Source organism: Bartonella sp. B17 (assembly GCF_053795755.1).
Map to the genome: position 1 here is coordinate 1157093 of NZ_CP200032.1, position 25196 is coordinate 1182288.

Genomic DNA, 25196 nt, shown 5'->3' on the forward strand with positions numbered 1-25196 from the left:
TTTCCTTAAATATTCTTTTTTAACCATAGGACAATAATCTTATCAAGAATAGTTCGAATCTTATCTTGTTTAATGTCATCAATTAATTCTGAAACGAATCCTTTAATCAAAAGTTCTTGAGCGATTTTGAAAGGGATACCACGTGCCATCAGGTAAAAAAGCTGATCACGGTTAATTTTTGCAACAGTTGCACCATGACTACACACAACATCATCAGCAAAAATTTCTAATTCAGGCTTTGCATTAAATTCTGCATCATCTGAAAGAATAAGACTATTACAAGCCATACGTGCATCTGTTTTTTGAGCTTTTTGTGCTACACGTATCATCCCTTGAAAAACACCATGCGCCTTATCTGTGACAACATTGCGAATAATTTCTGTAGAAGTTGATTTTTCTGCAATGTGACGAACTGTCATTGTAAGATCACTATGTGTTTTTTCAGACAATAAATTGATTACTCGTAATTTAAAATTCGCGTCTTCTTCTTGTAATTCAATATCAATTTCCTGACGATTCAGCTGACTGCCTATATTAATTACATAAAGTGACAATTGAGCATTTTTTCCAAGCGTAGCATGTAATCGACCAAATTGTGTAGAATTTATTCCTCGATCTCTAATAAGAATCCACGTCACATCACTATAATCTTCTACGCATAATGAAAATATTGAACTGACAAAAGTATCTTTATCGTTACCAATTTGACGCTCAATGAAGGTGGCTCGGCTATTTTTACCAGTTTTAACCTCTGAAAAAACGTGTGACTGTCCACCTTTTTGAATATTTTGTAATTCTATGGGAACACTTAAATTTGCATTCTCAGAAATTTGAAGAATCCAGCCATCTGTAATGAAAGCTGTGTTCAATTGCCCAATAAAATCGTTATCAGCAATAATGGGATTTATCTGTGCACAATTTTTTTCTAATACATCTGCAAGACGTTTTGCTGAAATATTTGGCATTTCTGGTTTTATGAGCGTTTTACCATTTTCAATAGAGAATACGACATTTTCTAAAAGTAATGCGTCAACCAATTGGTCATTATCTATTTTTGAAAAATCACAAACAGACTTTAATAAAACACGTAGATTAGTGTAGTGCCAATTTTCTATTTTACGCGTAGGGAGTCGCATTTTTTGAAATAATTCAATAGCTTCTTTGCGTATTGTACGCATTGTCCCATTTCCAGGTAAATCATCAATACATTGATTAAAATTGTTTATAATATCGATTTCAGCTTCTACCAATTCTCGTTGTGAGTTCATGCGCATATTTAATGACCTCAAGCTACTTCACCGATAATATCAGCATATCCATTTTGTTCTAAATAAAGTGCCAATGATTTATCTCCACTTTTAATAATACGCCCTTTATGAAGAACATGTACTGTATCAGGAACAATGTAATCAAGCAGGCGCTGATAGTGCGTAATGAGCAAAAATGAACGCTTTAAGTCACGAAGTTTGTTAACGCCATCTGCAACGATTTTTAATGCATCAATATCTAAACCAGAATCTGTTTCATCTAAAACACAAAGCTTAGGCTCTAGTAGAGCCATTTGAAGAATTTCAGCTCTCTTTTTTTCCCCACCTGAAAAACCAACATTTAAAGGACGTTTTAGCATAGATATATCTATATCAAGTTTAGAAGAAATCTCTTTAACACGCTTGATAAATTCAGGAGTTTTAAGTTCTTCATCGCCTCGTGCTTTGCGTTGAGAATTTACTGCAACTTTTAAAAATTCCATTGTTGCAACACCAGGAATTTCCATGGGATATTGAAACGCAAGAAAAATGCCAAATGCAGCACGTTCTGCAGGATCCATTTCCAAAAGTGATTGTTCATTGTAAAGAATATCACCTTCTGTTATTTCATAATCATCACGACCAGCAAGCAAATAAGATAAAGTAGATTTTCCTGCTCCATTTTGTCCCATAATGGCAGCAACTTCACCATCTTGGATAGTTAAATTTAAACCGCGAATGATTTCTGTATCAGTTTCAGCAATCCGGGCATGTAAATTTTTGATTTCTAACATAATTTAATCCTGTTCCTACAGCTTATATTCAGTATACTATTTAAAACTGATGAACAATTAACCGACACTACCTTCAAGGCTGATACCAATGAGTTTTTGTGCTTCAATAGCAAATTCCATTGGAAGTTTCTGAATGACCTCTTTTACAAAGCCATTCACGATTAATGCAATAGCCTCTTCTTCAGGAATTCCTCGTTGCATAACATAAAAAAGCTGATCATCAGATATTTTTGATGTTGTTGCTTCATGTTCAAACTGAGCTGTTGCATTTTTTGCTTCAATATAAGGTACTGTGTGAGCACCACAATCATTACCAATTAACAAACTATCACATTGTGTAAAATTTCGCGCATTTCTCGCTTTCCGATATGCTGCGACTTGCCCACGATAGGTATTATTTGAAAAGCCTGCTGAGATACCTTTGGAAATAATGCGACTTGATGTATTTTTCCCTAAATGTATCATTTTTGTTCCAGAATCAATCTGTTGATGACCATTGGCAACAGCAATAGAGTAAAACTCGCCACGTGAGTTATCACCTCGTAGCAAGCAGGATGGGTATTTCCAAGTAATTGCAGAACCTGTTTCAATTTGTGTCCATGAAATCTTAGAATTATCTCCTCGACAATCTCCTCGTTTAGTCACAAAATTATAAATACCACCTTTTCCTTCTTTGTCACCAGGATACCAATTTTGCACTGTCGAATATTTAATTTCTGCATTTTTCAGCGCAATGAGTTCAACAACAGCAGCATGGAGTTGATTTTCATCACGTTGAGGTGCAGTACAGCCTTCAAGATAAGAAACATAAGAATCTTCATCTGCAACAATTAATGTGCGTTCAAATTGGCCTGTATTGCGTTCATTAATCCTAAAATAGGTAGAAAGCTCCATGGGACAACGAACGCCTTTGGGAATATAAACAAAAGAGCCATCTGTAAAAACGGCTGCATTTAAGGCAGCATAATAATTATCACCAACTGGTACAACTGCTCCTAAATATTTTTTAATAAGAGTAGGATATTGGATAATTGCTTCTGAAATAGAACAAAAAATGACACCAGAACGGGCTAATTCTTTTTTAAATGTCGTAACAACAGAAACAGAATCAAAAACTGCATCAACAGCTACTCGTCCAGAGGCATAAATATTATCATCAAGAGTAGAAGGATCACTCTGTTTTTTTATACCTGCTAAAATTTCTTGTTCTTTAAGGGGGATGCCAAGTTTTTCATAAGTCGCTAATAATTCAGGATCAACTTCTTCTAAAGATTTTGGTCCTGTATGATTTTTAGGAGCAGCATAATAATAAAGTTCTTGAAAATCAATTCTAGGATATTGAATCCGCGCCCAATGTGGCTCTTCCATTGTAAGCCAACGATGAAAAGCTTGTAAACGCCACATTAACATCCATTCAGGTTCATGCTTTTTTGCAGAAATGAAGCGAATAATATCTTCATTTAATCCTTTAGGAGCTTTGTCTGTTTCGATGTGAGTTTCAAAACCATATTTATATTGGTCAACATCTATCTCACGTACCTGGCGTATTGTTTCCTGTACTGCAGGCATTGGCTTTCTCCATTCTTTCCAGTGTCAAGAATCGGTGATTGAAAACCTTGTTTTTATAAAATGAAAACAAGAAATTTACTTCTTAAACTATATGCAAAGTGTGAAAGTTTCAATCAAGCTTATTTTATTTTTTAAAGCAATTCTGAAATTAAATAATGCATTTTACCTTTTACCGTTGTTTATAATTTGAGAAAAAGCTAATAAAAAATCATCAATATCGTCAAGTGTTGTGTCACGTCCTATTGAAACACGGACTGCACCATTTGAGATATGATATCCCATTGCTTCCAAAACTCTGCTTTGTTTCACTTTTCCTGAAGAACAAGCAGAGCCTGCTGATACAGAAAACCCTGCCAAATCAAAACTAATTTGCATAGTTTCAGCTTTCATGTTTCGTACAGAAAAATAAGTTGTATTTGGCAAACGTTGAACTTTTTGGCCAAAAATTCTAACATCATTACTAATTTTTTGCAGGCCATTTTCTAATTTATCACGCAAATAAATTAAATTTTTTATCTCTTCTTGGGTAATACAATCCGTCATTGCAGCTCCAAACGCAGCGATAAGCGGCAAGGCTTCTGTTCCTCCACGCAATCCTTTTTCTTGTCCGCCCCCAACGATAAGAGAACAAGGCATTAAAAGTCCACCACATGAAACAAAAGCACCAATTCCTTTAGGTCCACCAATTTTATGAGCAGACAGTATAAAAAAATCTCCACCCATTTGATTAATATCAACAAAATTTTTATTTATATATTGTGTTAAATCAACAATAAGGACACCTCCAGCATCCCGAACAATAGCAGATATTTCTTTTATTTGTTGAATAACACCAGTTTCACTATTTGCAGCTTGAATAGCAACGAGAGGCAGACCCTTTATATTATCATGAACAGCTAAGAGAGAAGTTAATTTATCTTGCTGAATTAAGCCATGTTGATCAACAGTAACTATACTGGTTAATTCTTTAGGAAAACGCCCCCCTTCTGCAACGCATGGATGTTCAGTAGCTCCAATATAAAGATGGGAAAATCGTACTTTAGAATTTCTCATATTATAAAAAGGTGTTAACAAGGTCATTGCTGCTTCACTTGCGCCAGATGTGAATACAACATGATCTGGATCTGTGTTGAGCCTATTGGCAATTTGCCGACGTGCTTTTTGTAATAAAGCTTTAGCAGCACGCCCTTCTGTATGGACAGATGATGGATTTCCAAATATTTCTAAAGATTCTAGTAACGCCGCTCGCGCTGTTTTTGTAAGTGGTGTTGTTGCGTTATGATCAAAATATCGGCGTTTTATAACCATTTTACATCTCAATCATTAATCTTATGGATTGATTAAAAAAAAATAGTGCAATTTTCTTGAAAAATGCACAAAAAAAAGAATATCTAACAGTTCATTAAACTGAAATGATCATATAAGAAGGTTACTATAGCAGAAATAGATTAAGGTCAACAGAAGCCTATAGCATTGAAGGAGCATTTAATGCCAGAAATTATTTTTAATGGTCCCGCAGGTCGTCTTGAAGGACGTTATCAGCCCTCTCAACAAAAAAATGCACCAATTGCAATTATTCTGCATCCACATCCCCAATTTGGTGGAACAATGAATAATAAAATTGTCTATGACCTATTTTATATGTTTCAACAACGCGGTTTTATCACGCTACGTTTTAATTTTCGTGGTATTGGGCGCAGTCAAGGCGAATTTGATCATGGAATAGGAGAACTTTCAGATGCGGCAGCAGCACTCGATTGGATACAGGCACAACATCCTGATTCTAAAAATTGTTGGGTCGCTGGATATTCTTTTGGTGCGTGGATTGGTATGCAACTTTTAATGCGTCGACCAGAAATTGAAGGCTTTATATCGGTTGCCCCTCAACCTAATATTTATGATTTTTCATTTCTTGCTCCTTGCCCCTCTTCTGGGCTTATCATTCATGGAGATATCGATAAAGTTGCTCCTCCTAAAGATGTTCAAACTCTTGTAGATAAATTGAAAACACAAAAAGGCATTGTCATTACACAAGAAATATTAGAAGGTGCTAACCATTTTTTTAGCGGATATAATGAAGAACTTATTGAACGGTGTGCACGATATTTAGATAGTCATATAACAGGGCAATTTCCAGCTCCTCTGCGTGAAATAACTATGCTTACTTAAGAAATTTATGATAAAGAATTAGATTATTCTTTAACAATGTTTTGTATCTTTTTTAAATTTGACTATGTATTTAAGATAAAAATATATCTTCTTACATAAATAATAATCGATTTTTTCTTAAATTAGATGAATAAAACAGTATTCATATTTTAATGTTTTTCATTTTGTGAATTATATGTCATCTATAATGGAGACAGTGTATATTAACGATCCATAAAAAATTAATGCAATATTGATCAGGAAATAAATTCGTGCTTGCCTTTAAATCTGATTTTTTACACATCATGAGCGAACGTGGCTTTATTCATCAAATTTCGGATGAAAAAGGTTTAGACACTCTTTTTGCAAAAGAAGTTGTAACTGCTTATATTGGTTTTGATCCCACAGCATCAAGTCTGCATGCTGGAAGTCTTCTTCAAATTATGATGCTTTATTGGTTACAGAAAACTGGTCATCGACCCATCGCTTTAATGGGTGGAGGAACGGGTATGATTGGTGATCCATCTTTTAAAGATGAGGCTCGACGCCTTTTGACACAAGATGATATTGCTAAAAATATTGCGGGTATTAAAAAAGTTTTTTCTAATTATTTAACATTCGGCGATAAAGAAACTGATGCGTGTATAATTAATAACGCTGATTGGCTATGTAAATTAAACTACTTAGAATTTTTGCGCGATGTAGGAAAACATTTTTCTGTCAATCGTATGTTATCATTTGATTCTGTTAAACTTAGACTTGAACGCGAACATTCTTTATCGTTCCTTGAATTTAATTATATGATCTTGCAAGCTTATGATTTTGTTGAACTTTATAATCGTTACGGATTACGTATGCAAATGGGTGGTTCGGATCAATGGGGTAATATTATTAACGGAATTGAATTGGGACATCGCTTAGGAACACCACAGTTATATGCATTAACTTCACCATTGCTAACAACTTCTTCTGGCGCAAAAATGGGTAAATCATTAAATGGTGCTGTATGGCTTAATGCCGATATGCTCTCACCTTACCAATTTTGGCAGTATTGGCGCAACACAGAAGATGCTGATGTTATACGCTTTTTAAAGCTTTATACTACACTGCCTATGGGTGAAATTCTTAAACTTTCTACGTTACAAGGTACTGAAATTAACGAAGCAAAGAAAATTCTTGCAACAGAAATTACAGCAATGTTGCATGGACGTAGCCTAGCAGATGCAGCAGCAGAGACTGCTCGTAAAACTTTTGAAGAAAAAACTCTTGGAGAAAATCTTCCAACTATTGAAATTAATGCTACAGAATTAAAAACAGGAGCGGGATTACTAGCTCTTTTAGTACAGGCAGGACTCGCTAAATCTAATAGTGAAGCTCGTCGACATGTTCAAGGTGGAGGTGTTCGTGTAAATGATCAAATCGTTGAAGACGAAACGCGTCTTATTACCGAAGAAGATGTTAATGTAGCAGGAATGATTAAACTTTCTTTCGGCAAAAAAAAGCACGCTTTGATTAAAATTCTATAATTTATTTACAGTTTTTATCTTACTTTATAATTTTATGCTCATTATAAGCATAATCTCTATATTTGTCATACCTGCTTAATTTTTGTGCGTTTCTTAGTAATATCTTTGGGATAAAATTTAAAAAATAAATAGATCTTAGATAGTTGAATAACGATTTTTTCTATGTATTCTTATGTTTAATGCTTATAAAAAAGAGAGACAAAAGAATGATAAAATCGATAAAAGGTGCTCCTGCTCCTAATTTTAATTTACCGCGCGATGGTGGAGGTACGTTGAGTCTTTCTGACCTTAAAGGAAAACTAATTGTTTTATATTTTTATCCAAAAGATGATACCAGTGGATGCACAAGTGAAGCAGTTGATTTTACACGACTAAAGACAAAATTTGATAAAATCGGAGTTGTTGTTGTTGGTATGTCTCCAGATAGTGTTAAAAAACATGACAAATTCAAAATGAAATACGACCTTGATATCATCCTTGTTTCAGATGAGGAAAAAACCACGCTTAATAATTATGGTGTTTGGGTTGAAAAAAGCATGTATGGGCGCAAATATATGGGCGTTGAACGAAGCACATTTCTTATTGATTCAACTGGAAAAATAGCAGAAGAATGGCGCAAAGTAAGTGTATCGGGACACGCTGAAGATGTTTTAGCTGCTGCCGAACTTTTATATCGTAATGGCTTATAAATTCAATTGCTTTTAGCTACTTATAAAAAACAAAGCTATCTTAGAGTTAACTTTGTTTTTTAGCTAATATATTTGAAGTTAAATTAATAGATAAAGCAAAAATTTGAAAAATGTCATACGTTATCAATTAATATTTTCAATTTTTTCACCTTTTCCATGAATGCGTCGGGAAAGTGCGGCTTCCATAAACGCATCTAAATTGCCATTAAGTACGGATTGTGGATCGGTATTTTCTACACCTGTGCGTAAATCTTTAACGAGCTGATATGGCTGAAGAACATAAGATCTAATTTGGTGTCCCCATCCAATTTCTGTTTTAGAAGATTCAATAGCATTCGTTTCTTCTTCTCTTTTTTTAAGCTCTTCTTCATAAAGTCTAGCGCGCAACATAGACCACGCAGTTGCTCGATTCTTATGTTGAGAACGTTCCGTTTGACATTGAACCACAATTCCCGTTTTTATGTGCGTGATACGAACCGCGGAATCTGTAGTATTGACATGCTGTCCTCCAGCTCCTGATGCACGATATGTATCAATACGAACATCTGACTCTGAAACATCAACTTCAATATTATCATCGATAACTGGATAAACCCAAATACTTGCGAAAGATGTATGACGCTTTGCATTCGAATCATATGGAGAAATGCGTACCAAACGATGAACTCCTGATTCTGTTTTCAAAAGCCCATAAGCATTATGCCCTTTTATAAGAATAGTAGCTGATTTTATCCCTGCTTCTTCTCCATCATGAATTTCTAATACTTCAATTTTCATTTTATGTTGCTCAGCCCAACGCATATACATACGCAAGAGCATAGAAGCCCAATCCTGACTTTCTGTCCCTCCTGCACCAGCATGCACTTCTAAATAAGTGTCATTTGAATCTGCTTCTCCTGACAAAAGCACATCAATTTGTTTTTTATCTATCTCACTTTTAAGAGTCCGTATTCCATTTTCTGCATCAGTGATAATTTCCATATCACCTTCTTCTTCACCCATAGCAATCAACTCAACACACTCTTCAAGTGTTTTCGTAAATGACCGAATGCCATTTACAGAATCTTCAAGATTTTGACGCTCACGCATCATATCTTGTGCTTGCTGAGCATTATTCCAAAGTGTTGGATCTTCTGCTCTTTGATTCAGATATTCAAGACGCTTTAATGACTGATCCCAGTCAAAGATGCCTCCTTAACAATTTTATTGTTTGTTGAATTTCATCAACTAGAGTTTCTATTTCTGTGCGCATAATTAATCCTTAACTATTTTTATATCTTTTTTAAATTATGATCTTAAATACTCTACTATATCAACATGGCAATATATGCTAATGCATATTAATTTTATAAAATTTATTCTCTTAGCTACATAATAAAAGCAAGTGAATATTATTCATATCTATTTGCTATATGCAAAAAGTTATTTGTTAATCAGTATAATCCACCGGTTCCACTTTCAAGAGCCTTATTGACTTGTGGGGAAATAGTTGTTGAAGGGAAACCTTCTTGAAAAGAATTACTGCTACCGATAACCTGATATATATCAGCAGGTCCAGTTCCTGGTTTAAATGCTTCTATAATGACGTTCTTATCCCCTGCTTCAGCAAGCATACCTGTTTTACGATTAATTGGCATTAAAATCATACCCTTTGGCATTTTAAATGGCACATTGGGCTTATCTTTCAAAGCGGCTTGCATAAACTCACCAAAAATAGGAGCTGCTAGTGAACTTCCCGTTCCATACCCTAACGGTGCAGGACGATCGTAACCGACAAAAATGCCAACAACAATATTAGGAGTAAACCCCATAAACCACACATCTTTAGAATCGTTTGTTGTTCCTGTTTTAGCAGCAATGTGTCGATTAAGGTAATGTAAACGCGCAGCTGTACCACGTTGAACAGCTCCCTCCATCATTGAGGTAATCTGATAAGCGGTCATAGGATCAAGAACTTGATCTCGTTCATCAATTAATTTTGGCTCCTTTTGATTATTCCATGATGTAACATTACAATTCTCACATATACGATCATCATGACGATAAATAGTTTTTCCATAACGATCTTGAATTCTATCAATAAGTGAAGGTTTAATCGAGCGTCCTCCATTAGCAATCACTGAATAAGCTGTAACCATCCGTAAAACTGTCGTTTCAGCAGCTCCTAAAGCCATAGGAAGATAAGGCTGCAATTTATCTACAATACCAAAACGTTCTGCGTATTCAGCAACAAGAGGCATTCCCATATCATGAGCAAGCCGTATAGTCATAAGATTACGAGAATACTCAATACCATAACGAAGTGTTGAAGGCCCTGCAAATGTACCACCATAGTTTTTAGGTTGCCAAATCTCGCCATTTATCTGGCGAACTTCAATAGGACCATCTAAAACGACTGATGCTGGTGTGTATCCATTATCAAGTGCTGCCGCATATACAAAAGGCTTAAAAGCAGAACCAGGTTGACGATAAGCTTGTGTTGCACGATTAAATTCAGAGGCAGAAAAAGAAAATCCTCCTACCATCGCGAGAACACGTCCAGTATGAGGTTCCATAGCAACGATAGCACCATCAACCTTTGGGATTTGCTGTAAACTATAAGTATTGCTTATATGAGATATTTTTTTAACAAAAATAACATCCCCAATTTGCAAGACGTGAGATAAATCTTGAACAGTTTTTTTATAACCATTTTCATTAATGATCTTTAATGCCCACTTTGAATCAGCTTCAGATAAAACAGCAATTTCTCGTTTTTTTGATAATACTCCTGAAGATTCACGCTGTGGCTGCAAACCAATTTCTATTTTATTCGCATTCACTGAAAGAACAACAGCCAACTGCCATTCAGGAACATCACTCAACCCCGCAATATTTGCAAGTTCTACACCCCAATCACCTTTTTTATCTATATGCTTATAGGCTCCACGCCACCCTTGCGAACGATCAAATTTAATTAAACCATTTTGTAAAGCGCGTCGCGCAATAAGCTGTAAATATGGATCGAGTGTTGTATGAACAGAAAGTCCAGCTTCATAAAGCGTTTTAGCTCCATAGTCGCGCATTAAATGACGGCGTATTTCTTCAACAAAATAATCAGCAGCAAAAACATGGTTATCACTATCACGTATATTTACTTCCAAAGATTTTGCTTTAGCTTTTTTACCTTGCTCGAGTGTTACATATCCATTTGCAACCATTCTATCTATAACCCAATTGCGTCGATCAATAGCACGCTTTGTATATTTAAATGGATCGTAATTTGCAGGTCCTTTTGGAAGAGCAGCTAGATAGGCACACTCTTCTAAAGTGAGATCATTAACGGATTTATTAAAATAGACTAGAGAAGCTGCTGCAACACCATATGAGCCACGACCGAGATAAATTTCGTTAAGATAAAGCTCAAGAATATGATCTTTTGAATAAGTTTTTTCAATTCGCATTGCTAAGATAGCTTCTTTAAATTTACGCTCTAATGTTGCGTCTGAATTTAAAAGAAAATTTTTAGCGACTTGCTGCGTAATGGTTGATGCTCCTTCTGGGCGTTGACGAGAACCAATATTGCGAATATTATTGATCAAAGCTCTAGAAAGCCCTTCGGGATCTAAACCAAAATGATGATAGAAATTTTTGTCTTCGGCAGAGATAAAAGCATCTTTAAGAAGTTTTGGTATGGACTGAATTGGCAAATAGAGACGATGTTTTGTTGCAAATTCTGCTATAAGACTACCGTCAGAAGCATGAACACGAGTCATCACAGGCGGTTCGTATAACGAAAGAACTTCATAATCAGGAAGTGCACCCGCTTGACTCTTTGTAAAAACTGCTTCCAAAAGCCCAATAATAACAACAATTTTAAGAAAATATCTAAAAAAAATCATCATCAAAATGAATATCGCTTTCTTCAAAATTGATCAAAGGAAAAGTACATTATCTCATCAAGATAAGGTATACTATCATTAAACCAAAATAAAGGCAGGATTGTTTTCCGTTTCTTCTATTTTATACTAAAACTCGTTACTGATACTCTATTTTTTTACAGGTTTAAAGAGGCAGCGCCATTTTTTGCCTATATTCAGCAAATTGGCGGATAGAATTGGCAATAGAAACAGCCATTTTTTGTCTCCACTCAGAATTATTTAACAATTGTTCATCCTCTTTATTCGATAAATATCCTATCTCTATTAAAACAGAGGGGATATCTGGAGCCTTTAAAACTTGAAAATTGCCATATCTATGAGGATTTTTTATTAAGTTAATATGATTTTTTGATAAATTTAAGACAATACGATCAGCAAAATTAACTGAAAATGTATGCGTTTCACGTCGAGTAAGATCAAACAAGATATCTGTAACTTCAAAAGCTTCTTCAACAGGAACTCCATAAAGAAGATCAACTTTATTTTCGTTTTCAGCTAAGGATTTTGTAATCGCATCAGATGCCTTATCTGATATGGTATATACTGTAGCACCACGTAAAGAACGTATACCAATGCTATCTGCGTGAATGGATATAAAAAGATCAGCATTAAATTCCTGTGCCTTTTTAACTCTTTCGCTTAATCTTAGGAAAACGTTAGAATCTCTTGTTAAAGCAACAGTAATGTGAGAATCTTTTTTTAATTCATTTCGCAATGCACGTGCAAAAGCCAATGTTATATCTTTTTCTAAAATTCCAGTAACTCCCAGCGCACCGCCGTCAATTCCACCATGACCAGGATCAAGAACTACACGAAAATTACGTATTTGGCTTATTTGCGTTTTTGTATTTTGACTGAAATTTTGTTGATTTTTCAACACGTCATTAAATTTTTTTTGTGTACTTTGTGAAATATCAATTAATAATTGCCATAAGCCGTTATCTAATTTTTGTACTGTGCTTTTTTTTATAGAAAAAACAGTTTTGCTTGTTAAAATAATACGTGAGGTCTGCATATCAGAAAGGCTATAATGTACATCTGATATCATACCAGATGATATATTCTGTTTATTTAAAGACGTATTTTGCTGTAAAAAATCCACAGTAGGTAAATTGATAATTAAACGTGCAGGCCTATCCAAAATTTGCAAACGTATATTTGGTTTAACATTAAAAACGGCAATAATACGTGTATGCGCGTTATCACCAATAGTCCGCAAATTTATAAGCTTCAAGGAATAGGCAGCTTGAATATATGTTTGGAATATAAAAAAAAATAATAAACAGCATCCAAAACGCAAAATAACATTCCAATAAGCTGTTTTAGGCTCTCGGGTAGAAATTTTTTTTATCATAAGTGAAACACTCTATTCTAAAATTCTAAAGCAATAACCAACTTTATCGTATATAAATTGTACTTCCGATTTAAATTGTATTTTTTATAAATGCTGAATCTCTTAACTATAAACAGCAAAAAACTAAATTTAGGTAATTAAAGACATTATAATGGCATGTATTTATATTGTTACTTGCCAAAAGCATGATATCAACATAAAAGAATATTTACGTTTCCTAACCGATGATAACTGCCTAGTATTGACTTAATTTATCAGTAGTTCGTATTAAGCTGTCTTTAAAGGGTTTGTCGCACAGTATGGATTTAGGCTTTTATGAATAAAAAGTCTTGAGGCCTCAAAAGTTAGGATCACGTTATTTAAGATTCGCTGATTCGGATATCCGAACTGTTTTCAAGATTTTTGCTGGGGACTTATAAAAATATGAGTCATACAAAACAGATGGAGATGATGACTGTAAAAGCTGTAAATGCAGAAATGCATTTGCTTGTAGCTACCCATCTTGTTATGCCGTCCGCCCCCTTTTTTTACGGTAAACAACCTTTTATGTTTGCGGATAATCGTACTGTTCGTTTGAATAAAATTGCGTATGTTGCCTTCAGGATTTTAACTTATGTCAAACAAAATGCTTATAGATGCCTCACATCCAGAGGAAACACGTGTTGTCGTTGTTCATGGCAATAAAATTGAGGAATTTGATTTTGAATCTGAATATAAAAAACAACTCAAGGGAAACATTTATCTAGCACGTATTACACGTGTAGAGCCATCGCTACAAGCAGCTTTTGTAGAATATGGTGGCAACCGTCATGGTTTTTTGACATTTTCAGAAATTCATCCCGATTATTATCAAATTCCTATTGCTGATCTCCTCGCTCTTCTTGAAGAAGAGGAAAAAGCAGTTGTTATAGAAAGCCATGCAGATGGTTTTATGGAAGAAACTAAAAAAAGTAAAAAAGATGAAAATAGCAACACCATGGCAGTGGATGCTGAGAATGATATCATAACTGAAGCAGTCACAAGTGATGATGCAGAAGAAGTCTTTGATATAGATACTTCTGATGACGATATTGAAATGGTTGGCGTAGAGGATGTGAGTGAAGAACTTCCTATCTATCCGCGTAGGCAAGAGCGCCAATATAAAATTCAAGAAGTCATTAAACGACGTCAAATTTTGTTAGTACAAGTCATCAAAGAAGAACGTGGCAATAAGGGTGCAGCACTCACGACTTATTTATCTTTAGCAGGTCGTTACTCTGTTTTAATGCCTAATACCGCGCGTGGTGGTGGTATTTCACGCAAAATTACAAATGTACAGGATCGTAAGCGTCTTAAAGAAATTGTAAAAGAATTAGAAGTTCCAAAAGGTATGGGAGTCATTTTGCGGACTGCTGGAGCAAATAGAACGAAAGCTGAGATTAAACGCGATTATGACTATCTTACGCGATTATGGGACACTATTCGTACTTTAACGCTTAAATCAACCGCACCCTGTCTTGTCCATGAAGAAAGCAGCCTTATCAAACGTTCTATTCGCGATCTTTATAATAAGAATATCAATGAAATCCTTGTTTCTGGTGATCAAGGATATCGTGAAGCAAAAGATTTTATGCGTATGCTTATGCCAAGCCACGCGAAAGTTGTTCAACCTTATCGCGATCCTATTCCTATTTTTACGCGCAACAATATTGAAACTCAGCTTGACAAAATGTTTCATCCACAAGTTTTTTTAAAATCTGGTGGTTATCTCGTCATCAATCAAACTGAAGCACTTGTTGCTATTGATGTAAATTCTGGCCGTTCTACCAAAGAACATTCTGTTGAGAAAACAGCATTACAAACTAACCTTGAAGCAGCAGAAGAAATAGCGCGTCAGTTACGTTTACGTGATCTAGCTGGTTTAATTGTGATCGATTTTATTGATATGCTTGAGGATCGCAATATTAGGATGGTCGAAAAAAAGTTGAAGGATTGCTTAAAAAGCGATCGTGCTCGCATTCAGGTTGGTCATATTTCACATTTTGGTCTTCTAGAAATGAGTCGTCAACGTATTCGTGTGTCAGTTTTAGAAAGCACAACACAGCCCTGCCCACATTGTTCTGGAACAGGAAACATACGTTCTGAATCATCAGTTGCTTTACATGTCATGCGTTCAATTGAAGAGTATCTGCTTCATAATCCACAATATAATATCGTTGTGCGTACACCAGTAGCAACAGCACTTTATGTGTTAAATCATAAGCGTAATATTCTTGTTAATCTTGAAGCACGCTTTAAGCTTAATATTAGTATTGAAGCAGATGATAGTATTGGAACACAACATCTTATTATTTCTAAGAGCACAATAGCAGAGTCAGTTGCTCAATCTTCATTAATTTCTGAAGATAATAATAAAGAAAAAAATGAAAATGCGACTCTAATAGATAATGAATCTGATGGAAATAAAACACTAACTGAAACAAAACAGCGGCGTCGGCGTAAAAATCGTCAAAGCGAGACTGACGATCGTTCCCTTTTAGCCACTAACAAAAAAAATGACATCTCAAATGATGAGGATTCCCGTCGTCGGGGACGTCGTCGAGGGCGTTCAGGCAATCGCCGGAGTAAAGATAATAATCTCCATCAACCTCGTATTTCTCATGCAGAACAAGTGGAGGATTTTATCAAGCAAGATTTAACAGAAATTAAAGAGCTCCATAATCCAGTTGTTAAATCTGTTGAATTTGAAGAACTAAAAAATGACACACAATATTCAGCTATACAAAAAGATAAAATTGTAGAAGTTGATACGACTGTTAAGCCTAAAAAACGTAGGATACGTTCTTCAAAAATAGCACAAAATAAGCAAACTCTTGACAATGATCAGAACTTAAAGACACAGGAATTTTTTGAAGAAAAATCCACAGCTAGTACAGTGCATAAGAATGAAACTCAAAAAACGGATGAGCTTATGCATGCAGTGATAAAAGAAAATTCTGCAAATATAAAAAAATTAACACGTAAAACACGAAAAAAATCAACCGCTAAAGAAACAATACAAACAAAAGAAATATTAGAGCAAGGATCTGTAACAGAAAAGGTTTATGAAAAAACTCCTAAAAAAATTGAAGAAACAGTCAATCGATTAGTTATAACATCATCAACACCTGATGATGATGCTGATATTCCAAAAACTAAGCGTGTTGGCTGGTGGAAACGCAGGATTCTTTCTAAAAATTAAATATAAAAAAAAATTGCCACAGAATTTTGTAGCAATTTTTTTATATTTAAAAAGGCTTTTTAAAAAGCATTTTATGTTTATTTTATTACTGTTGCTTTGCTTTTTCTTGTTCTGTTTTCATACGATCTTCAATTTCTTTTTGCTGAGATTGAATAGCTTGTTGTAATTTTATTTGTTCTTGCTGAAAATCCTTTTCTTCCATACCAGGACCTGTGTATGCAGCTGTAAATCCATTAAGAGAAAACTCAATAGGATTAGCTGATCCTCGGAAATTAACCGTTGTTACAATCATTTTTGTACCACTTTTCATAGCAGCAATGAGCTTGTCATCTAAGACATCATTAGCAATGCAACTTGGTCCATTACAAATAATGTAAGGAATTTTTTTAGAAAAGTTATCTCCAATTTGAATGCGAACACCTTCTGGTAAAAAACGACCTGTAGGTACTTGAATTCCTATACGACTTTCATTTTGTTTTCCTTTTATTTCCACCAAATTAAAAGCCGTCAAAGGTTGTCCAGTACTCGATATAACAGTATTCATTGTGTTGCAAATATCAACATCATGCTGTTTGCTACAAACTTTGTGCCAACCTTGAGATAAAGTTTGTGCGCTTGCAGGAGTATGGACTGTGAGAAAAAGGGCTGCAGCTCCAGCTAGTACTGAAATAGCAGAATAAATATTTTTATGGAACATAATTAAGTTAATCCTTTCAACGCATTTTTACAATAATCCTGATATTGGGAATATTGCGTGTAATTTTAATTCAATATATTAAATTAAATCAACTAAACGGCACTTCTCTATGTGCCTCTTACTTTAATACAAAAAAAGTCAATTTTAGAGAAAGAAGCTATAAACAATAAAATAAGCTTTTATGCACTTATGTGTACCCCTCTTTATCACATTGGCCTTTTATGCAATTCATCTATAAAATATCTTAATACAAAGTAAAATTACACAAACGAATCGATATTGCAATATGATTAAAGTAAACTTCTATGTTGTTTTATAGCTCTTGTTATTTTACATTTATTTTTGCATTTATATTTTTTAAAAAACATGGAGCTTTAGCAACTTGTATTGTAATGCATGAAGCTCCAAAATTATCGGATAAATTTGACTATTTTTCTTATGCATTTCTTAGTGCAAATTGAAAAGGTAAAGTGACTTATAGTGTTGTTAGAATATTTTATGGACTAAATCTATTTATTATCCGCAGTTTTCGAACAACTGCGAGAGATTTTTCGCTAATGAGCAATTTTTTGGTCTCGTTTATGCAAGAATGATGGTATATATTCTTGTGATGAAACTTTTATACTTTATAGTCTTTTAGCAGAAAAAGTTGAATTAAACGATGAACGTATTAAGATTACTTTTTTTAATACAAAAGCATGCGTTTCAGATGAAAAACCAGTAACAATTGAAAACGTTTTATTCACAATAGAACTTTCTTAAAGATAAAAGAAGACTTTCATTTAATCAGTATATGAAGTGCGTAGGATCTATTAAAAAAGTCGGGAACCATGACATTAAAATTACACTTTCCACACTCAAAAGATCGTAAATTTTTACTTTTTTTAGCGAGTGTAATGTCGGTATTATCAAAACACGCTGTTAACATTGATGATTTTGAAAAGAATGGTTTAAATAAAATTCTATGAAGTGCCTCTTACCTCATTGAACATGTTGATCTAAAAGGATGAATTATCTATAAGCGCAATCCAAATTATTAGAGAAAAAATCTCTCTGTTAATAAAGGATTAAATAATTCTAATATCATACAGATATAATGTTTCAGTAATAATATCGTGCATTTTTGAAGCATTTTTAAAAAGTATAATTGTTGTCTTTATTGAAATAAACCACAATTGTTGGCAACACTTTTAAATTTTTCAGCTATTCGTGAAAATCGAATCATCAAAGAAAAATTTTTAAAAGAAACTCCCGCTAATGTTATGTTTTTTTAATACGCGTTGTGCTATTTGAAAAGATAAGAGAGTAAGATAAGCATCATTAATGCTCTTCGATTTTGAACGGATAATTGTTATATTTTTAATAATATCTATATCAGAACAGAATGTTGTCAGGATAGATTAGAAAGTATGACTACATTGTTTTTTTGTAAAGTCTATTTTTGTAAAAGTTTTTAAGTTTTTTTGGCAATTAATCAATCCATACCTGATCTATCTGTTTTGAAAATATGCCAGCTTCCATCCATTACTTCAGGAAAAATTGTATCAGGATAAGCTACTAAAAGTATTTTTTTCCTTAGTTGCAGGTTTTCTGATAGCTGGAAAGTATTAATGATTTGCCATTTCAATTTGAGATAATGACTCGATCACTTGAAGAAGAAAAAATTTCACTTGCATTTTAAAGTATTTTATCACGTCTTGGCATTCATGTTAAAATTAGAACTTTTTGTTGATGATAGCCAATATCAAAATCGTTTAGGAGTATTTAATTATGATATGATTATTGGAAAATTAAGAAGCTCTCTATCGCTAAAAAGCGAACAAATAAATCGTTGGAGTTCTATTTCTCGAAATTTAAAAAATTTTAAAAGGAGTTTCAATGTTTTTTGAGCCACTAATCCCGCTATAGATGCAATATGATAGAAACGAGCTTGATGCACATTTAGATATCGATTTTATATAGCAGTTTGTGCTTTAGAAAAAGATCCTTATTTCTGAGTGTTTCTATATACAACTTTATCATTTTACCTGAGTAGTGGATAGCTTCTCTGGTCATATATTAAACATCCTGCTTATATATCATTATACGGATATTATCTTCTAGCTTGGTGGCATGAGTAAAAGTAAACAATAAATATTACTACATAACTATATCAATATATATCGTAAAAATAGTAACAATTTTAAAATATTAAAGAATAATTACTAAATAAAATGCTATTTTACCATTTCTACAAGTTGTGTCATAATAGCTGCTGCTCCAATAAGTCTTTCATCTACTGTTGCCCAATCACGAATAAGTACAATACTTTGATCAGGTCGGATTTTTGCCATCGAACCTTGTTTGCCAACCCACTGAACGAGAGCAACACCATTTTCGAAATAATTATTGCGAAACTGTATAACAATACCCTTCGGTCCTGCATCCAATTTTTCTACATGCGCTTTTCTACATAATGTTTTAATGTAAAAGACTTTAAGAAGATGTTGAACTTCAAATGGTAAAGAACCAAAACGATCAATTAATTCTGCTCCAAATTCTTCAATCTGTTCTAAATCGTCAAGTTCTGTTAAACGACGGTAAAGTCCCATACGTAACGATAAATCAGGTACAAAACTTTCTGGTATTAACACTGTTGTACCAAGCGAAATTTGAGGTGACCACTGCTGATCTTCGCTTTGTTCGCCATCTTTTAATTCAGTAACAGCTTCTTCAAGCATTTTTTGATATAGCTCAAATCCAACTTCCTTAATGTGTCCTGATTGCTCTTCACCTAAAAAATTACCTGAACCACGAATATCCATGTCATGGCTTGCTAATTGGAAACCTGCTCCTAAGGTATCAAGAGATTGCAAAACTTTAAGACGACGATCAGCCGCAGGTGTTAAAACTTTACCAGCAGGAAATGTAAAGAGCGCGTAAGCGCGCTGTTTGGAACGCCCCACTCTACCACGTAACTGATAAAGAGCAGAAAGACCAAACATTTCAGCATGATGTACGATTAATGTATTAGCTGTTGGAATATCAAGGCCTGATTCAATAATAGTTGTCGATAGCAAGATGTCATATCGTCCTTCATAAAAAGCATTCATAATATCATCAAGCTGTCCAGCAGGCATTTGACCGTGAGCTACGATAAATTTAAGTTCAGGCACATGCGTTTTAAGATATTCTTCTACAAAGGCGAGATCAGAAATACGAGGACAAACATAAAAGCTTTGTCCACCACGATAATATTCTCGAAGCAATGTCTCTCGTATAACCAATGCATCAAAAGGTGAAATAAAAGTACGTACTGCCATCCTATCAATAGGTGGAGTTGTTATCAATGAAAGTTCGCGTACCCCTGATAATGCTAATCCTAAAGTTCGTGGTATGGGAGTTGCTGAAAGTGTAAGAACATGGATGTCACTTTTAAGTTCTTTTAAACGCTCTTTGTGTTTTACTCCAAAATGCTGCTCTTCATCAATAATAAGAAGCCCTAACCGTAAAAAATTGACTGCACCGTTTAATAATGCATGTGTTCCAATGACAATATCAATTGTACCAGTTGCAATATCTTTTTTAATTTGCGCAAGTTCTTTAGTTTTTACAAGCCTTGAGGCATGACCAATTTTAACAGGAAGTCCTTGAAAACGAGAAATAAAAGTTCTGTAATGTTGTCGTGAAAGCAAAGTTGTTGGTACAACAACAGCAACCTGATATCCATTCAATGCTGCAACAAAAGCACTTCGAATAGCAACTTCTGTTTTTCCAAAACCAACATCACCACATATTAAGCGATCCATTGGTTTTCCCGATGCTAAATCATCTAAAACAGCATCAATTGCATCCATTTGATCTTCTGTTTCTTCATAAGGAAAACATGCAACAAATTCATCAAATAATCCAGTTGGTGGAACTAAAGCAGGTGCAGAGCGTGTAGCACGTTCTGCGGCTATACGAATTAATTGGCCTGCCATTTCTAATAAATGTTTTTTTAGCCGTGTTTTACGAGCTTGCCAAGCAACTCCACCTAACTTGTCTAACGAAATATCTGTAGCTTCCGATCCATAACGTGAGAGAAGTTCAATATTTTCAATAGGTAGAAAAAGTCGATCACCTCCAGCATACTTAATTTCAAGACAATCTCGTAAAATTCCGGTTGTCGTAATGGTTTTAAGACCAACAAATTGTCCAATACCATGATCAATATGCACAACTATATCGCCAGAGTTTAAAGCAGAAATTTCAGAAATAAAATTTTTATTGTGTTTACGCCGTTTTGGAGATCTTATTAATCGATCACCAAGAATATCCTGTTCGGCTATAATAACAAAATCTTCAGCTTCAAAACCATGTTCAATCATTATAACAGCTGCAGATATACGATCACGTGGTGTTGCTTTGACAGTTTGCAATGATTTTGCAACCTCTATTTTTTTCAGTCCGTGCTCATAAAGAACCTGTATTAAACGATTAAGAGATCCTTCACTCCAACACGCTAAAAGTACCTTTTTACCAGCAGCACGCAATGAAGCAATATGATTAACGACACTTGAAAAAACATTTTTTTCTTGTGCATTACGCTCTTTTACAAAATCATATCCTAGTTTTACATTTGCATGAACGACAGTTTGCCCAGAAGTTTGCGGAATATTAAAAGGTGTAAAATCAACACGTATTCCAGACTCTTGTGCGTATTCTAAAACATGCTCCGGAGTTAAATAAAAAAGATTAGCCTCTATTGGATGATAAGATGTAGGACTGTCTTTATCATTTCCACGCTCTTTGCGAGCGTCATAATAATCCTCAATAAGACGATAGCGTTCAGTGAGTACCTCTTCTATGAGATGCTCAAAAACAATAGGTAACTCACCGCAATAATCAAAAAAAGTATCAAGATTCTCATAGAAAAATGGTAACCAATGTTCCATGCCAGCAAAACGCCGCCCTTGGGAAATCGCTTCATACATTATGTTATTTTTTTGTGATACACCAAATGTACGGATATAGTTGCTTTTAAAGCGGCTGATGCGCTTAGGTGTAAGAACAACCTCACTCATCGATTGTAACAAAAATTCAGTTCTTTTACCTGTTGTTCTTTGTGTTGCTGGATCAAATACACGAATACTTTCTAAGGTATCTCCAAAAAAATCAAGTCGTAAAGGTTCAATATCCATAGGAGAAAAAATATCAATAATTCCTCCTCTTACAGCAAATTCGCCTATATCACGAACAGTTGCAACACGTTCAAAACCATTAATTTCTAAAGATTGAATTAAATACCCCATATTCGTACTTTGACCAACACGTGCATGAATAATATGAGCTTCAATCATTTCTTGAGGAGGCAATTTTTGCATAATTGCATTTGCCGTTGTTAATATGATCGCAGTGTATGGAGTTTTGCGCAAATTTGATATATGCGCCAAAGCTGATAATCGACGTGCCATAATCGCAATTCCAGGTGATACGCGATCATAAGGTAAACAATCCCACGCAGGAAATTGAATAACAGGCAAATTCGGTTCAATAAAATTTAAAACCTGCTGTAAATGAGCAATATTAGTTCCATCACGAACAACATAAACAAGCGGTTTACCTTTGGCAATTTCTGAACTTAATTTAATAAGCGCGAAAGCTTCAAATCCATCAGTGACCCCTTCAAAAGTCATGTGAGCAGAAATGTTTTTAGGAATGACAATTTTTTTTAATACGGACATCGGAATCAATTTGAATTTATGCAAACATGGTAATTTACAATGTCATGAAAAAGAAGATTATCAATGTCAGATGGAGGTAAAATTTCTCCAGTAACCCACATTAACAAATCGCGATCATCAAAAGACATGATATACTCAAGTTCAGAAACTGTTTTATCGTTCATCTCAACAATATGAGCATTCACATAATTCCCAAAAATTAAATCCATTTCACGAATACCCCGATGCCATGCACGAAAAACCAATCGGCGACGACGCACATCCAATTGATTTTTGCCAGCAACAAAAACTGTCATAAAAGTCTCCTTAATCGATGAAAAGTAAATCAATGCAATATTCAATTTATAAAATAAATTTTGTACATCATCTTAAGGCAGTTCAACAATTTTTTTTTCTTTAAGTGTAATTCGACGATGCATTTGTTTAGCTAAAGCGTAATTATGTGTTGCAATAAGAGCAGAAAGACCTGATTGACGAACAAGCACAGATAAAGCTTGAAATACATAAGCTGAAGTTACAGGATCAAGATTTCCTGTAGGTTCATCAGCCAAAAGAACTGAAGGACCATTTGCTACTGCACGTGCAATAGCAACACGTTGTTGTTCACCACCTGATAATTCGGATGGACGATGTTGAGCACGATGAGAAACACGTAAATATTTCAATAATTTAAATGCACGATCTTTTGCTATAGATTTTTTTAATCCTGCTATCATTTGTGGTATCATGACATTTTCTAAAGCAGTAAATTCTGGAAGCAAATGATGGAATTGATAGACAAACCCTATGTCATTTCGTCTAATAAACGTTCGCTCATTGTCAGAACGCTTTGCACAAGAAATACCCCGTAATACAACATCACCAGCTGTTGGTTTTTCCAATAATCCAGCGATATGAAGAAGTGTTGATTTTCCTGCTCCAGATGGCGCAACAAGTGCTACAAGCTCTCCGCGGTGAAGTGTCAGATTAGCTTTATCTAAAATAATTAAAGGTTTATCATTTTCAAAAAAATATCTCTCAATTTCAACAAGCTCTAAAATAGCTGTCATTATTCGTACCTCAAAGCTTGTACAGGATCTAATTTAGCTGCTCGCCATGCTGGAACAAGTGCAGCGATAAATGACAAAAATAAAGCCATTACAGCAACTATAATTGTCTGTCCCCATTCAATTTTTGCAGGTAATTTGGTTAAAAAATACAACTCAGGATTGAAGACATCAACATTAAATAGCCAAGATACAAAATTTTGAATATGATTGATATTCGCGGTAGTTATAATACCTAAAATCAATCCCAATATTGTCCCGATTAAGCCAATCATCATACCCGTTGTAATAAATATACGTAAAATTGCATTTTTATGTGCTCCCATTGTGCGCAGAATCGCAATGTCATGACTTTTATCTTTTACAAGCATAATAAGCCCCGAAATAATATTTAAAGCAGCAACAAGGATAATAAGAGAAAGAATAAAAAACATAACGTTTCGTTCAATTTGTAAGGCTGAAAAGAAAGCTTGATTACGTGTACGCCAATCAACTAAATAAAGTTGTTGATCAGAAGCTTCCTCTATTAATGGTTTTATTTTATCAACAGCATCAGGGTCATTCAAAAATAGCTCTAAAGACTGAACCTTGTCTTCTAAGTTAAAAAATATTTGTGCTTCGCTAAGAGGCATAAAGACGAATATTGAATCATATTCGGACATACCAACTTCAAAAATGGCTATCACTTTGTATGCTTTAACACGTGGTGTAACTCCAAAGGGAGTCGCGTCACCATTTGGTGTGATAATACGAAGATCACTCCCAACTGTAAGTCCTAACTTTTCTGCTAAGCCACTTCCAATTGCAACACCTTCTTCTTCATCAAACTGAGCAAGCGTACCTAACTTAACATTTTGAGATACTGTTTTGAGTTTTTCCAGATCTTGCTTACGCATACCGCGAACTAAAGCACCAGATCCTCCTTCAAATTCACCTTGTACAAGCGCTTGACCTTCAACGACAGGCAAAGCAAATTTCACACCATTCATGGATTCTAAAGAAGAAATAAAAGCATTGTAATCGGAAAAACCAGAACTAACTGTTTGGACAATAAGATGCCCATTCATGCCAAGAATACGATTGAGGAGCTCTGTACGAAAACCATTCATTATCGCCATAACAACAACTAAAGCGAACACCCCTAACATAATCCCAATTAAAGAAATAATTGAAATAACGGATGCGACTACATGCTTTTTGTTTGGAATCATATAACGAAAAGCTATCATCCATTCATAAGATAAAAGCCATTTATTCCTCAATCTATTCATAACATTGTCC

At 34.5% G+C, this 25196-nt stretch carries 16 protein-coding genes; 4 read left to right on the plus strand and 12 right to left on the minus strand.

The window, feature by feature from the left end:
• Positions 1-5: 5 nt before the first annotated feature.
• From sufD to V4B18_RS05190, 4 genes are all read right to left on the minus strand, one after another.
• On the minus strand, positions 6-1274 hold the full coding sequence (gene sufD / locus V4B18_RS05175) for a Fe-S cluster assembly protein SufD (protein WP_455475407.1): 1269 nt from the start codon (positions 1272-1274) through the stop codon (positions 6-8).
• An 11-nt stretch (positions 1275-1285) separates the two neighbouring features.
• Complete coding sequence (gene sufC / locus V4B18_RS05180; protein ID WP_455475408.1) at positions 1286-2041, minus strand: Fe-S cluster assembly ATPase SufC; 756 nt, start codon at positions 2039-2041, stop codon at positions 1286-1288.
• 57 nt (positions 2042-2098) lie between these two features.
• Positions 2099-3610: a Fe-S cluster assembly protein SufB gene (gene sufB / locus V4B18_RS05185; protein WP_455475409.1), complete on the minus strand. Its 1512-nt coding sequence runs from the start codon at positions 3608-3610 to the stop codon at positions 2099-2101.
• Between the two features lie 162 nt (positions 3611-3772).
• Entirely contained in the window at positions 3773-4918 is a 1146-nt protein-coding gene (locus tag V4B18_RS05190; protein WP_455475410.1) for a cysteine desulfurase family protein, read from the minus strand.
• Between the two features lie 180 nt (positions 4919-5098).
• On the opposite strand from V4B18_RS05190, the gene V4B18_RS05195 reads away from it, so the two are divergent.
• From V4B18_RS05195 to V4B18_RS05205, 3 genes are all read left to right on the plus strand, one after another.
• Positions 5099-5779, plus strand: coding sequence for an alpha/beta hydrolase (locus tag V4B18_RS05195; RefSeq protein ID WP_455475411.1), 681 nt, complete (start codon positions 5099-5101; stop codon positions 5777-5779).
• Between the two features lie 251 nt (positions 5780-6030).
• Complete coding sequence (gene tyrS, locus V4B18_RS05200) at positions 6031-7284, plus strand: tyrosine--tRNA ligase (RefSeq protein ID WP_455475412.1); 1254 nt, start codon at positions 6031-6033, stop codon at positions 7282-7284.
• Between the two features lie 206 nt (positions 7285-7490).
• Complete coding sequence (locus V4B18_RS05205) at positions 7491-7973, plus strand: peroxiredoxin (RefSeq protein ID WP_455475413.1); 483 nt, start codon at positions 7491-7493, stop codon at positions 7971-7973.
• A gap of 123 nt (positions 7974-8096) precedes the next feature.
• Here the strand turns inward: V4B18_RS05205 and prfB are convergent.
• The 3 genes from prfB to V4B18_RS05220 form a co-directional block, all read right to left on the minus strand.
• Positions 8097-9225 (minus strand): peptide chain release factor 2 gene (prfB, locus tag V4B18_RS05210; RefSeq protein ID WP_455475414.1). Its coding sequence is split into 2 segments (ribosomal slippage): positions 8097-9155 and positions 9157-9225, totalling 1128 coding nucleotides; the frame shifts between segments, so codons are not numbered across the junction.
• A gap of 181 nt (positions 9226-9406) precedes the next feature.
• The gene (locus tag V4B18_RS05215) at positions 9407-11857 is read right to left on the minus strand and encodes a penicillin-binding protein 1A (RefSeq protein ID WP_455475415.1); all 2451 of its coding nucleotides are present in this window, start codon (positions 11855-11857) and stop codon (positions 9407-9409) included.
• A gap of 160 nt (positions 11858-12017) precedes the next feature.
• Complete coding sequence (locus V4B18_RS05220) at positions 12018-13247, minus strand: N-acetylmuramoyl-L-alanine amidase (protein WP_455475416.1); 1230 nt, start codon at positions 13245-13247, stop codon at positions 12018-12020.
• A 613-nt stretch (positions 13248-13860) separates the two neighbouring features.
• Between V4B18_RS05220 and V4B18_RS05225 the strand changes: the two genes are divergently transcribed.
• Positions 13861-16467, plus strand: coding sequence for an Rne/Rng family ribonuclease (locus tag V4B18_RS05225; RefSeq protein WP_455475417.1), 2607 nt, complete (start codon positions 13861-13863; stop codon positions 16465-16467).
• Positions 16468-16552: 85 nt separating this feature from the next.
• On the opposite strand, the gene V4B18_RS05230 is transcribed toward V4B18_RS05225, so the two are convergent.
• The 5 genes from V4B18_RS05230 to V4B18_RS05250 all read right to left on the minus strand — a co-directional run bounded on the left by V4B18_RS05230 (position 16553) and on the right by V4B18_RS05250 (position 25186).
• Entirely contained in the window at positions 16553-17164 is a 612-nt protein-coding gene (locus V4B18_RS05230) for an invasion associated locus B family protein (RefSeq protein ID WP_455475418.1), read from the minus strand.
• Positions 17165-19380: 2216 nt separating this feature from the next.
• On the minus strand, positions 19381-22869 hold the full coding sequence (gene mfd, locus V4B18_RS05235; protein ID WP_455475419.1) for a transcription-repair coupling factor: 3489 nt from the start codon (positions 22867-22869) through the stop codon (positions 19381-19383).
• A 5-nt stretch (positions 22870-22874) separates the two neighbouring features.
• Positions 22875-23165 carry an FAD assembly factor SdhE gene (locus tag V4B18_RS05240; RefSeq protein ID WP_455475420.1) on the minus strand — a complete coding sequence of 97 codons (291 nt, stop codon included), beginning with the start codon at positions 23163-23165 and terminating at the stop codon, positions 22875-22877.
• A 72-nt stretch (positions 23166-23237) separates the two neighbouring features.
• A complete protein-coding gene (locus V4B18_RS05245; protein ID WP_455475421.1) occupies positions 23238-23918 on the minus strand; it encodes an ABC transporter ATP-binding protein in 681 nt (226 codons plus the stop codon).
• On the minus strand, positions 23918-25186 hold the full coding sequence (locus tag V4B18_RS05250) for a lipoprotein-releasing ABC transporter permease subunit (protein ID WP_455475422.1): 1269 nt from the start codon (positions 25184-25186) through the stop codon (positions 23918-23920). Before V4B18_RS05250 ends, V4B18_RS05245 begins: the two co-directional genes overlap by 1 nt.
• Between the last annotated feature and the right edge of the window lie 10 nt (positions 25187-25196).

Coding starts and splice junctions, on each gene's coding strand:
- V4B18_RS05250 (WP_455475422.1), bottom strand. CDS start 25,186: ATGAATAGATTGAGGAATAAATGGCTTTTATCTTATGAATGGATGATA.
- V4B18_RS05225 (WP_455475417.1), top strand. CDS start 13,861: ATGTCAAACAAAATGCTTATAGATGCCTCACATCCAGAGGAAACACGT.
- V4B18_RS05220 (WP_455475416.1), bottom strand. CDS start 13,247: ATGATAAAAAAAATTTCTACCCGAGAGCCTAAAACAGCTTATTGGAAT.
- V4B18_RS05245 (WP_455475421.1), bottom strand. CDS start 23,918: ATGACAGCTATTTTAGAGCTTGTTGAAATTGAGAGATATTTTTTTGAA.
- V4B18_RS05240 (WP_455475420.1), bottom strand. CDS start 23,165: ATGACAGTTTTTGTTGCTGGCAAAAATCAATTGGATGTGCGTCGTCGC.
- V4B18_RS05230 (WP_455475418.1), bottom strand. CDS start 17,164: ATGTTCCATAAAAATATTTATTCTGCTATTTCAGTACTAGCTGGAGCT.
- sufD (WP_455475407.1), bottom strand. CDS start 1,274: ATGCGCATGAACTCACAACGAGAATTGGTAGAAGCTGAAATCGATATT.
- V4B18_RS05190 (WP_455475410.1), bottom strand. CDS start 4,918: ATGGTTATAAAACGCCGATATTTTGATCATAACGCAACAACACCACTT.
- V4B18_RS05215 (WP_455475415.1), bottom strand. CDS start 11,857: ATGATGATTTTTTTTAGATATTTTCTTAAAATTGTTGTTATTATTGGG.
- V4B18_RS05195 (WP_455475411.1), top strand. CDS start 5,099: ATGCCAGAAATTATTTTTAATGGTCCCGCAGGTCGTCTTGAAGGACGT.
- mfd (WP_455475419.1), bottom strand. CDS start 22,869: ATGTCCGTATTAAAAAAAATTGTCATTCCTAAAAACATTTCTGCTCAC.
- sufB (WP_455475409.1), bottom strand. CDS start 3,610: ATGCCTGCAGTACAGGAAACAATACGCCAGGTACGTGAGATAGATGTT.
- sufC (WP_455475408.1), bottom strand. CDS start 2,041: ATGTTAGAAATCAAAAATTTACATGCCCGGATTGCTGAAACTGATACA.
- V4B18_RS05205 (WP_455475413.1), top strand. CDS start 7,491: ATGATAAAATCGATAAAAGGTGCTCCTGCTCCTAATTTTAATTTACCG.